Here is a 12196-nt window from a genome sequence, read left to right as displayed (position 1 = left end):
CATCTGACCACTGACCACTGACAACTAACATTTAAATAACAGATTATGCAAAATTTGCAAAATTTTCGGGATTATTACGAGATTTTAGGAGTTTCTAAAGATGCTTCCAGCGAAGAAATTAAAAAGGTTTATCGTCGTTTAGCTAGACAATATCACCCCGACCTCAATCCTGGCAATAAGGAAGCAGAGGAAAAATTTAAAACCATTGGTGAGGCTTATGAAATCCTTTCCGATTCTAGCAGGCGATCGCAATATGATCAATTTAGCCGCTATTGGCAACAAAACGGTTTTGCTGGTAATAAACAAACTCCCAAGTCCAAAGGTTGGAATAACCGCACTAATGACCGTTCTAGTCAAGATGTAGACCCCAGCCAATTTAGCGATTTTGAAAGTTTTGTGAATCAGGTAATTGGTGTTAGCAACCGTAAAGAACCGAAAAGCAGTTCGGAAAATACCACCACTAGCGACCCCTTTCGCAGTCCTAGAACTAAAGTTGCATATACGGTTAATACTCCCCCTCGTGCTAACCGTCGAGATATTGAAGCTAGATTAACCTTACCTCTGGAAAAAGCTTATCAAGGTGGTAATGAAAGAATACGTTTAGAAGATGGGCGATCGCTCGAAGTGACTATGCCCCCAGCTATGGTGACGGGTCAAACTATCCGCTTGCGAAATCAAGGAATTAGTGGTGGTGATTTATACTTAAAAATTACCGTAGATCCTCATCCTTTGTTTAAGCTAGAAGGTGCTAATATCTTCTGCCAAGTACCTGTAACTCCCAGTGAGGCGACATTGGGCGGACAAGTTGAAGCACCTACCCTTGATGGTCCAGTGAAAATGACTATTCCCCCAGGTGTGAGGTCTGGACAAAGATTCCGTCTTGGTAATAAAGGCTACCCTGTTGAAAATGGACAACGTGGTGATCAATTAGTGGAAATTCAGATATTAACTCCCAAAAATATTAGTCCTCAAGAACGGGAACTGTATGAGAAATTAAGAGAAATAGAAACTTTTAAACCTCGCGCTGATTTAATTTAAATAAAACAAAACAAACTACCACAAAACAAAAGAAATCAATTTCTCCACAAATGGCTCAGATGCAGAGTGGGTAGAGAATGTTAGACTCCTGGATCTGTTATCCTGGATATAGATCCCATTCCTAACTAACTTGCAGCTATGACCGTCACCCAAAAGATTGAACCCGGTTTAGATGTAATATTTCCTCCCAGTAATCTAGAAAGTGACGAACCCCCATTGGAATCATCTTTACATCTACAACAAATGCTACTGCTAATCCAATGTCTCAATTGGTGGTGGCGAGATATTAATAAAATTAATAATTATTTTGTTGCCGGGAACATGACTATTTATTACAGTCCTCGGCAAATTAAAACCAAAGATTTTCGTGGTCCAGATTTTTTCCTAGTGCTGGACACAGAAAACTGCGATCGCAATAGTTGGGTAGTCTGGGAGGAAGGTGGTAAATATCCTAATCTAATTATAGAATTGCTTTCTCCCTCTACTGCTTCCACTGATAAAGGGTTAAAAAAACAAATTTATCAAGATATTTTCCGCACACCTGAATATTTTTGGTTTAATCCGCAAAGTTTAGAATTTGCTGGTTTTATCTTGTTTGGTGGAACATATCAACCTATAGAACCCAATCCTCAAGGTTTATTATGGAGTCAGCAGCTAAATTTATATTTGGGTGTCCATGACGGTAAATTGCGTTATTTTATGCCAGAAGGAGAGTTAATGCTAACACCCGAAGAGTATGGAGTACAACAAACTCAACTCGCAGAACAACAAACTCAACTCGCAGAAGAAGCAACCCAACTCGCAGAACAACAAACTCAACTCGCAGAACAACAAACTCAACTCGCAGAACAACAAACTCAACTCGCAGAACAAGCAAGCCAACTCGCAGAACAACAAACTCAACGTGCAGAACGTTTAGCAGCCAAACTCAGAGAATTGAATATTGACCCTGACATTTTATGAGATAATACAGTTTGTGTAGGTTGGGTTGACCCAAGGAAACCCAACATTTCAACACATATTAGACAAGAGTGCAAAATTAATTTTATGTTACGATTGAGGGTTGTGTTAATTTTAGATAAAAGTTAGAGTTACACGGCTATGGTGTTCTTTACGATCGCAAAGAACACCAAAGATACATAAAACCTAAAGCCTCCTATCCTACCACAGAAACAATTGTGCAATAGGTCTATTGATAACAAAATCAAAAACAACTTAAATACTGACAATTTTTAAAACATCCTTTTATATAGTTGACTAAACTTCTTGACTAGTTGTGCAATAATATTGACATATACACTATTTAAATAGGCTATAGGGTTTGTGACTTTGACAAAAATTAGCCCCGGACAACCACTGACTGATATACAGAAAAATGGCTTACAGTTGGTATCCCTGTTGACTGGGGGTAAACGTGATGTTATTTTAGCTATTGATGTCACTGAAAGTGTCGGTTTTAATGATCAAGGCCGGATTCGTTTACGTCAAATAATTACAGACAGTCTGAAAACCGGTGATTCTGTTTATGTTGTTCCCTTCGCTCAAAATTTGGTTTTTGATGATGTCATATCTGTAGAAAATCCCTTGGGAACACCTATATATTTTGGACAGAAAAATACAGAAAATATTGATAAAGTATTAGCAAAAATACCTTTTAGTTCCGACCCTAACCGCTATGGTACAGATATTCAAAAAGCAGAATTAACTATTTATCAAGGTATCGCACAAATTAATCAAAATCGAGTTTCTAAAAATCAATTAATTAAACCCCAGTCCGTTGTTTGGATTACTGACGCACCTTTGTTTACTCAACCGGGAATTAATTCTCAGATTTGGACAGAAACCCCTGCTGATAGTCCTTTGAGAATAGCAACATCACCGGAAAGCCAAGAAAGACAAAAATGGATTGAGACTTTACCTTTAAAACAGCGATCGCTCACAATTGTAACACAATCCAGTAAAGATTATCAACTATCTGTAGTAGACATTAACCCGACAATTCAAGAATTTTGTACACCAGCCCCCGGAGGTCAAGAAACCTGTTTAGTTAATTCGTATTTACTAAAGCAGCTACGGGTTCCAGGTTTAATTTTATTATTATTAATAGCTGCTAGTGTTTGGAGTCTATGCAAATTTGCCAGATTACAAAAAAAATGGAAATTGCGAATCACCTTTGAAGATAATACAGAAGATGAAGAAAAATTATGTATACTACCAAATAAGAAAAAAATCGCCATAGGTGAAGATGATCCTAGCTGTAAGTATTCTATTGACTGTCCAGGAGGAGAAATTAGAGGCCATTTACAACGTCAAGGAGAAAAACTATATTTAGTCCCAACACCAGAGGGAAACATTCAACTCAACAACAAAAAAGTGACATCAAAGACTCTCATAACCAATTCTAGATTTACGCTAAATTGTCCAGATTCACGCCAGCGTGATTACCAAATAAATGTTAAAATTGAAAAATAGTATTCAGGGGAAAAACTATGACTCAAGCATCTGCAAAAGAAACCCAATATAGAGGCATTAATCGCACAATTTGCATCGGTTTAGGGGGAACTGGTAGAGATGTATTAATGCGAATTAGACGGTTAATTGTTGACCGTTATGGAGACTTAAATAATTTACCAGTTGTCAGTTTTGTTCACATTGACACAGATAAAGCAGCCACCCAAGTCACAGGGATTAGAACAGGGAGTACCTATCATGGTGTTGACTTAAGTTTTAAACAATCTGAAAAAGTCAGTGCTACCATGTCATCAAGAGATGTCACCATGTTTGTAGAAGGACTAGAACGGCGTTCGGAATATAGTAATTACGGACCTTATGACCATATTGGGATCTGGTTTCCTCCCCAACTATTGCGAAATATTAAAGCAGTGGAAGAAGGGGCAAAAGGGATTAGACCTGTGGGAAGATTGGCTTTTTTCCACAACTACCAAACAATTAAAACAGCCATTGAAACCGCAGAGAGACGGACGAGAGGATATGAATCAAAAATGTTGAAATCAGGTTTAAAAATAGAGCCAGGAGTAAGTATTTTCGTTGTCGGTTCTCTTTGTGGTGGCACGGGAAGCGGGATGTTTTTAGATGTTGCTTATAGTCTTAGAAGTCTTTATGGTGAAGACGGTGCTCAAATTTTGGGTTATTTAGTGATTAGTCCAGAATTGTATGGCAATACTCCTAGCATGAGTGCTAATACTTATGCTGCATTAAAAGAATTAAATTATTATAGCAACCCTGGTACGGAATTTACTGCTTGTTATGATACTGAAAATTTATCAATAATTCGAGAAAAACGTCCACCTTTTGATTATACTTATTTGCTATCTCATAAAACAGGGAGTGAATATGAAATTCTTACTCAAGGTAAGTTATGTAATGTAATTGCCCATAAAATTGGTCTAGAATTTTCTGGTGAATTATCTTCAGCCATTAAAGGTAATCGAGATAATTTTCTTCAACAAATGATTAAGTCTGATATACATCCACGTCCTAATAGCCAAAGATACTTAACATTTGGACTTTCTGCCATTTATTTTCCTCGTGATACTATTATCCAGATTGCCTTAACAAAAGTTAGTTCAAATTTGGTCAAATTTTGGTTAAATGGCAAGGGTCAAAGTCCAGATCCTATTAACTTACTTGAGCAATTTTTGATTCAATATAATTGGCATAATGACTTAGGCAAACGAGATGGTTTAACTAATAAATTAGCGGAGTCTGTAGAAGAATCTAATAAGACCTTTAGTAATAGTCTCAAAACTTGGCAAAATAAATTATCCCGGTTAATTGATGAATGTAAAAACAAAGATGACCGCACTAATATCCGTCAGCAATTAGCAACAGAATTTTATAAACAATTTCGCACAGTGCAACCAGGAGAAACAGAAAGCAGTCGCGGTTATTGGTTGACAAAATTAATGCAAACTACTCCCAAGATTACCAAAGAACTTAATGGGAATATTGATGATTATGTGATGCAATTACTCACACCAGTAGATCCTAATTTCTCTATTAAAAATACACACAATTGGTTAGATTCTCTGCGACATGAATTACATAAATATCAACGAGATTTACAAGAATCAATTACTGATTTTGGAGGAATGAAGCGATTAGAAGATGTAGAAAAAAAATGGGATAATGCAGAACAAACAATTGAAGAATTACAAAATAAACTAGCTATTCCCTTTCTTAATTTCAAAAACATACAGTTTCAAGACGAATGTAAAAAATTTATACAAGAAGTTTGCAAAATTTTCAGACATAATTTTGACTTAACCGTGTTGCAAGAAACTTTGAAAATTGTCAGTCAATTACAAAAGCAAGTTCAAGAAAAAGAAAAACAAGTCGCAGCTTTCAGTAGTTTGGTAGAAGATTTACAAAGTGCTTATGAAAAAGAGGAAAGAGAATTAAAACAGTTAAATTTTGATGAAATGAGTGGAGAGGCAATTTTTGATACTGAAGATATAGAACTTTGCTATCAAATAATGATACCAGAAAATGATAGTCGTCCCCAATTAGTATTAGCAAGTTCAACACTCACTGAAACAACAGGTAAAGGAGAATCTTTAGCATTTTTCCTAAATATGGAACGGACTACCCACTCTCAACTAAAACAAGAAATTGACTTGAAAGTTGATAGTTTATTTGCTTTTCGTGGTAGAAATATCGTCAATTCCGTAATTAAACGCTTCATGCAAAAATACTCATTAGGTGCGCGTTCAACTCGTTTAGCGCAAATTATACAGGAAGCTCAACCACTTTTGCGTTTGAATTTGAATGATCCTTATTTCCGAGACGAAGATGCTAAGAGTAGCAAATTAATAGGATATAAAGATACAGATGAATCAGAAGTGAGAGATTTTAAAGAGTTATTAATACAGGATTTAGGAGTTACCACAAATGTTTTAAAAGCAATACAAGCAGATGATGAAATCCTAATTGTGAATGAGTATGCTGGGTTTCCCTTGAGATTAATTATTACTTTAGAAAAAATGAGAAACCCATATTTGCGAGAACAAAATTCTGGTACATCCTTTTTGCATAATGATTCTCACATACCCTTTCCTGATATTATTCCACCTGATGCTAAAACAATTGAAAAAATAGAAGATATTTTTTATCCTTGTCTAGCGATGGAATTATTAGCAGAAAATCATAATACTCAAAAGTTAGAGTTTCAATATTATGACTCTTTCCAAGATATTTATTATACTGCTATTTTGAGTACAAATTGGATGGAAGCTTTGGAAGATTTAGCCAATAACCACAACATGACTGATACCTTGGAGCAAATTTTAGATAATACAATTTTAGAAATGGAAAATAATCCAAACTTATGGGAAAATGAATATTTACCCAAACTGCGCCAATTTCCTGAGAAGCTGAAAAAAATTCCCGAAAATGCTCCCAATTTTCCCTATATTCAAACTGTATATACCTCACCAGACAATAAGCAGCCTAAAGTCAGAGAGGGAGTCATAAATCGTTTTTGGAAGAGAATAGAACAAAAACTCAGCATTAGCAAAATTACAAAAATTGTGAGACGAGAATAAGATTTATATGTAAGTATTCAGCTAAATAAGCCAGATCCCGGACTTCTTTTTTGATGAGTTCAATCAGTGATAAATTAATATTAGAAGTCTGGATTATTATACCAGTTTTAACAATCTTTCTACAACTACCAAGGGTCATTTTTATGCCACCAATACCACTTTACTTAATTGTCATCACTGTTTTTCTGGTTGTTATTCCATCTGTGGTTACTATTATTCTTCGCAGATATCTTTACCGCTATTTAATAGATTTGACGAACAAAGTTCAAAGATTAATCAAAACAGGATCAGCGGAAGGACAACCGAAAATTATCCAAACATTAGAAGCTAGATTTGAAGAAGCTAGTAAACAATTAGAACAGGTAAATACAGCAGCATTAATAGACCAGATTTATAGTCAGGAAACAATTAAGGGATTTAGATTTACCTGTGAACAAATAGATTATTTATGTCGCATTTTGCCAAATTTACTCTTAGCTTTTGGGTTACTGGGAACTTTTTTAGGTATCACTATTAATTTATCTACTCTCAGTCAAACAATTAATCAAACTAATCCTAGTGATATTAATAATTTAGTCTCTGAATTACAAAAACCATTGGAGGGAATGAGTATTGCGTTTACTACGAGTTTAACAGGACTATTTTTCAGTGCTTTGGTAACAGTAGCCAACTTTATATTTAATAGTGGACTTGCTAAATATCGCTTAATTAGTTCTTTAGAAGATTATCTAGATAATGTATATTTTCCTGAGGTACAGGGTGATACCCGTCTTGATAAAATAGTTAATAGAATGGTATCCCAGCAGGATGAATTTTTAACAAATTTTGGTAAAATAGTCCGCGAAGCTGTAGAACAATCTATGGGAAAAGTCGCAAAACAAATTGCTGACGGGAATCAAAAAACTATGGAGTTAGCTACACAAGTTTATGAAAAATTTGATGCTGCTGCTGGAACTATATCTAGTGCTGCTAATGAATTTAAACATTCCATGACAGAATTAAATACAACATCTCAAATATTTAAACAGTCTGCTGAAACTTTTAATAAAAGTGAGTTTCCTCTCAAATTATCATTAGCTGTTGTAGATTTGAGTAATACACAACAAAAATTTTCTGAGTCAGCTACAAGTTTAGCAGCAACAACGGAATTGATTATAAATGCCTTAATTGAAATAGAAAATTCTAGTCAGAGTTTAATTAATTTAGGAGAAGAAATAAAATCTATGAACCAAACTTCAATTGAGGTATTAGATTTACATCAAAATAACCAAAATCTTCTTAGTGAAATTATCCCCCAACTTCATGCAGGAGCTAATAGTTACGAAAAAGCAACTAGTAAATTAGATGATTTAGATCAAAGAGTGGGAGATAAATTCAATAATTTTGATCAATTAATCACAGCTATGACTCAGTTATTAGAAAATGTGAAAACCTATACAACGGAATTAATTAGCAAAGTTGCAACGGAAACTGAAAATTCTAGTCAGAGTTTAATTAGTTTAGCTGAAGAGATAAAAGCTATGAACCAAACTTCAATTCAGGTATTAGATTTACATCAAAATAACCAAAATCTTTTAACTGAAATTATTCCCGGACTTCAGCAAGGAGCTAATAGTTATGAAAAAGCGGTTAGTAAACTGGATGATTTAGATCAAAGAGTGAGCGATAAATTCAATAATTTTGATCAATTAATCACAGCTATGACTCAGTTATTAAAAAGTGTGAAAACATATACAAATAATGTAAATACTACTATTAGTGTAGCATCTAATCAAATAGATGCTAATAATCAAAAACTGATGAAATTATTAGAGAATAATAATTATCAACTAATTTCTGAATATCAAAATGTGAGTAATACCATTATTGAAGGAATTGACAGACAAACTAATATCAACAAGAAGGGTTTTGAGGCTAATATTAAAGGTTTGGAACTATTAATCAGGAATCTTGAGGAATATCAACAAAAACTTGATTAGACAAATACTGATACATGAGGTGCGTTACGCTGGCGCTAACACACCCTACTGTTTAAGTTGACTAACAAATTTACAAAAAAAACATTGCAATTATGGCTCGTCGTTCACGCTACACAGAATATAATGAAGACCTAAACGTTTGGACAGCATTTACTGATTTAATGTCTAATGCGTTTATGATATTGGTTTTATTTTTGTTTTTAACCATTATCATATCAGAAATTAATAATATAGATACACCACCAATCATAGTTATAAAAGATGAAGGTGCTTATAGATTTGCTTCTGGTAGCGCTGAAATTTCTCAACAAATGTCGAATTATATCTTGAAGCAAATAGTACCAGAAATAGAAGCTAGAACTAAAGAATATGGGATTAATGTAGTAGAAATAATCGGACACACAGACGGACAAGCTAATGCTCAAGTAACTAGTAATTTGGATGTCAATTTAGAAAATGTAGTTAGTGGTAATATACCGGTAGGAAACTTACGAGCAGGTTCTAATGCTGATTTAGGATTAATGCGGGCTTTATCGGTTGTCAAGGCGCTGCGTGATATCCAAACAAAAGAAAATAGACTATCTGGATTATCGTTTCGGGCCTATTCTGCGGCACAATTAATATTACCAAATGGACAATTTGCAGCAATAGCGCGTCAAGATGATGTCACACGACGACGAATTGAAATCCGTTTTACCCGCTTGGGAGAAGTACAAGAGGTTAGATAATTTAGATGATACATAACAAATACTAGTTTTGTTATATATTATTCTTTCTTCCTTTGTCTTCCTCAATTGACAAAAGATTTAGAATATAAAAAACTGAATTTGAGCAAACTGACTCAAAAAACCGTAAACCAAAATGGGGAAGTCCCACTTTTTTAGCAATACTACTTATTACTCCCTGCTAGGGCTACATCCCTCAGCATCAGTAATTGATATTCGTCGCGCTTATAGAGAATTAAGCAAAATTTATCACCCTGATACGACGGAATTACCTGCTAATCTTGCTACTACTAAATTTCAGCAAATTAATGAGGCCTACGCTACCCTCAGTAATCCCGAACGACGCTTAAGCTATGATTTAAAAATTGGCTATTCGCGTTTTGGTGTCATTCAAACCCCAACTGATTTAAACCGTCCTGTGTCTCGTGGCTATGATTGGTCAAAATCAGGTTATTTAGATGCCACAGATCGTCCCCTGTCTTCTGGGGAAATATTTGTATTATTTATTTTGGGATTGACCATTGTTGGTTGTATGCTATTAGCGATCGCTATTGCTGTTCTTCGTGGAGAAGTAATCCTCTGAACAACCACCTCCCGCTCCTCGACTAAACAATAATTTTTCCATAATTTTAAATTGCTTATGCTTCCCTCCAATACACCCTTATATAGTCATCCTTTACCACAAATTGAACAGTGGTTAAAAAACCAAGGTTGTCATCAAGATGAAACTCAGCTACATTGTTGGCATATACAACGATCTAGTTGGGAAGCGGAAATTTGGTTAGACACTGAACAAATTACAGTCCGGTATCTCCAATCTGGAGAAAATAATCAAGATATTCAACGTTCCTTTAAGTATTCTCTGAGTCGGGAAGATATCGAAGCAGCGGTTTTTTCTGGTCCGTAATCTAATTTTAGATTTTAGATTTTAGATTTTAGATTTTAGATTTTAGGATTTTGGGATTTCGGGATTTCGGGATTTCGGGATTTTGGGATTTCGGGATTTGAGGATTTGAGGATTTTGGGATTTCGGGATTTGAGGATTTATTGTCAATCTAAAATCACCAATTTACAATCCAAAATTGTCAGACTTTCCCAAACCGTCGCTCCCGCTGTTGGTAAGCAGATAAAGCCCGATGAAACTCACTGCGGTTAAAATCCGGCCAGAGAGCATCACTAATATAAATTTCTCCATAAGCCATTTGCCAAAGTAAGAAATTTGACAGTCGCATTTCCCCACTGGTACGAATTAATAAATCTGGATCTCCTATTCCTGCTGTATATAAGTGACTTTCAAATACTTCTTCAGAAATTTCTTCAGGCTTTAATAAACCTTCTTTCACCTTTTGAGCGATCGCCACACAAGCTTGTAAAATTTCCTGTCTACCGCCATAATTAGTAGCTATTGTCAACAGAATACTACGATTATCCTTAGTTTCTGCCATAGAACGGGAAATTTCCATCTGAAGTGCCTTTGGTAAAGCCGATAAATCACCCACAAACTGAATTTGCACATTTTCCTCTACCATTTCCCGCAATTCTTGACGTAAAACCCGCTGGAATAGAGTCATTAAAAATTCCACCTCTTCCTGTGGTCTTTTCCAGTTCTCCGTCGAAAAAGCATAGGCCGTTAGTGCTTTAATCCCCCAATCCTTACAACAGTGCAGCAAATCCTTAAGAGCATTGACACCAGCTTTATGACCCACAATTCGGGGTAAACCTTGGCGTTTTGCCCATCGTCCATTACCATCCATAATTACCGCAACGTGCCGGGGTAGTAATTCTTGTTTTAAATCAGGGGGTAAATATTGCAATTCAGTTTGTTGTGTTATCATTTTTTATCTTCAGAAGCGGTCGTATCCCTGCCGGGAAGTGAACTACGCGTAGCGTGTCGTTGGTGTAGCCCCTCATAGATCAGACAAGGTAATCTAACTAATCGAGAAATTAATTGTAGTGACTGACCACCAAGCTGACGAACTAAACTTAAAATACCAGGTGCATGAGCTTCCCGATCTACAGTTGGGGAAAATCGAGCCTCTAAAGACTCTTTGAGCTTTTTAATAGTTAGTGGTCTATATAGAGTTCCTCTTTCCGCTAAGGAAATAGAACCCGTTTCTTCAGATACAACGACACAAATACAGTTTTCAACTCTTTCGGTAATTCCCATTGCTGCCCGGTGGCGTGTTCCCAACTGGCGCGAGGCAGTGCGTCCTGAAAGTGGTAAAATTATTCCTGATGATACAATACGTGAACCACGAATTAACGTCGCTCCATCGTGTAGCAGGGTTTTGGGTTGGAAAATAGTTTGGATCAGTTCTTTAGAAACCTCAGCATTTAGCTTTACTCCCGGAACAGAAAAATCTTGTTCTTCAATAGGTCCTGTAGTTTCTAAAATTAGTAAGGCGCCAATTCGATTTTTCGACAATTCTTTAACCGCATCCACAATTTCATCAATTACACTATCTGACTTAGGAATTGCACTGGTGTTATTCACAAAACACTGCCAAAATTCACCACGTCCCAATTGTTCTAAAAAACGGCGAAACTCTGATTGTAGCGCTACAGCCATAGCCACAGCACAGCCAATCACCAATTTTTCTAGGACAAAATTTAGCAGGGGTAATCCTAATTTACTACTCAGTGCCGAACAGAACATTAAAATTATAAATCCTCGTACCATCCATAACGTGCGCCGTTCACTAATAATCACTAGGATCATGTATGTCAGTGCCAGCACTAACATCATATCCAGAGTCCCAAGGAGCAAGGACTGTGACCAATCTCCCAGGTTTATCAGCCATTGCTTCCACCAATCTCTCATGACATCTGGATTCTTATAGTCATTTGTCATTTGTCCGTAGTCAGTTATCAGTTGTGATTTTTAAACCAC

At 35.8% G+C, this 12196-nt stretch carries 10 protein-coding genes; 8 read left to right on the top strand and 2 right to left on the bottom strand.

Features of this window, described 5'->3' with window-relative positions:
- Positions 1-45 precede the first annotated feature (45 nt).
- The 8 genes from FFO06_RS04610 to FFO06_RS04575 all read left to right on the top strand — a co-directional run bounded on the left by FFO06_RS04610 (position 46) and on the right by FFO06_RS04575 (position 10213).
- Positions 46-1038, top strand: a complete 993-nt coding sequence (locus FFO06_RS04610; protein WP_137906969.1) for a DnaJ C-terminal domain-containing protein — start codon at positions 46-48, stop codon at positions 1036-1038.
- 138 nt (positions 1039-1176) lie between these two features.
- The gene (locus FFO06_RS04605; RefSeq protein WP_137906968.1) at positions 1177-2001 is read left to right on the top strand and encodes a Uma2 family endonuclease; all 825 of its coding nucleotides are present in this window, start codon (positions 1177-1179) and stop codon (positions 1999-2001) included.
- 360 nt (positions 2002-2361) lie between these two features.
- Entirely contained in the window at positions 2362-3510 is a 1149-nt protein-coding gene (locus FFO06_RS04600) for a VWA domain-containing protein (RefSeq protein WP_137906967.1), read from the top strand.
- Positions 3511-3527: 17 nt separating this feature from the next.
- Positions 3528-6602, top strand: a complete 3075-nt coding sequence (locus FFO06_RS04595) for a tubulin-like doman-containing protein (RefSeq protein ID WP_137906966.1) — start codon at positions 3528-3530, stop codon at positions 6600-6602.
- A 143-nt stretch (positions 6603-6745) separates the two neighbouring features.
- Positions 6746-8581 (top strand): hypothetical protein, encoded by a 1836-nt coding sequence (locus FFO06_RS04590; RefSeq protein ID WP_137906965.1) that lies wholly within the window; start codon positions 6746-6748, stop codon positions 8579-8581.
- 92 nt (positions 8582-8673) lie between these two features.
- A complete protein-coding gene (locus FFO06_RS04585; RefSeq protein WP_137906964.1) occupies positions 8674-9309 on the top strand; it encodes an OmpA/MotB family protein in 636 nt (211 codons plus the stop codon).
- Between the two features lie 133 nt (positions 9310-9442).
- Complete coding sequence (locus FFO06_RS04580) at positions 9443-9889, top strand: J domain-containing protein (protein ID WP_137906963.1); 447 nt, start codon at positions 9443-9445, stop codon at positions 9887-9889.
- 57 nt (positions 9890-9946) lie between these two features.
- Positions 9947-10213, top strand: a complete 267-nt coding sequence (locus FFO06_RS04575; protein ID WP_137906962.1) for a DUF3143 domain-containing protein — start codon at positions 9947-9949, stop codon at positions 10211-10213.
- A gap of 178 nt (positions 10214-10391) precedes the next feature.
- On the opposite strand, the gene uppS is transcribed toward FFO06_RS04575, so the two are convergent.
- Positions 10392-11141, bottom strand: a complete 750-nt coding sequence (gene uppS, locus FFO06_RS04570; protein ID WP_137906961.1) for an undecaprenyl pyrophosphate synthase — start codon at positions 11139-11141, stop codon at positions 10392-10394.
- Positions 11138-12127, bottom strand: coding sequence for a diadenylate cyclase CdaA (gene cdaA / locus FFO06_RS04565; protein ID WP_137907034.1), 990 nt, complete (start codon positions 12125-12127; stop codon positions 11138-11140). The genes uppS and cdaA overlap by 4 nt, the downstream gene beginning before the upstream one ends.
- Positions 12128-12196: the final 69 nt, after the last annotated feature.

Origin of the sequence: Dolichospermum planctonicum, assembly GCF_005402965.1 — a bacterium.
GTDB classification, from domain to species: Bacteria; Cyanobacteriota; Cyanobacteriia; order Cyanobacteriales; family Nostocaceae; genus Dolichospermum; species Dolichospermum planctonicum.
The sequence above is the reverse complement of the archived record's forward strand: the minus strand, read 5'-3'. Positions and strand labels throughout refer to the sequence as shown.

Coding starts and splice junctions, on each gene's coding strand:
- FFO06_RS04610 (WP_137906969.1), top strand. CDS start 46: ATGCAAAATTTGCAAAATTTTCGGGATTATTACGAGATTTTAGGAGTT.
- FFO06_RS04605 (WP_137906968.1), top strand. CDS start 1,177: ATGACCGTCACCCAAAAGATTGAACCCGGTTTAGATGTAATATTTCCT.
- FFO06_RS04595 (WP_137906966.1), top strand. CDS start 3,528: ATGACTCAAGCATCTGCAAAAGAAACCCAATATAGAGGCATTAATCGC.
- FFO06_RS04590 (WP_137906965.1), top strand. CDS start 6,746: ATGCCACCAATACCACTTTACTTAATTGTCATCACTGTTTTTCTGGTT.
- FFO06_RS04585 (WP_137906964.1), top strand. CDS start 8,674: ATGGCTCGTCGTTCACGCTACACAGAATATAATGAAGACCTAAACGTT.
- FFO06_RS04580 (WP_137906963.1), top strand. CDS start 9,443: ATGGGGAAGTCCCACTTTTTTAGCAATACTACTTATTACTCCCTGCTA.
- FFO06_RS04575 (WP_137906962.1), top strand. CDS start 9,947: ATGCTTCCCTCCAATACACCCTTATATAGTCATCCTTTACCACAAATT.
- uppS (WP_137906961.1), bottom strand. CDS start 11,141: ATGATAACACAACAAACTGAATTGCAATATTTACCCCCTGATTTAAAA.
- cdaA (WP_137907034.1), bottom strand. CDS start 12,127: ATGAGAGATTGGTGGAAGCAATGGCTGATAAACCTGGGAGATTGGTCA.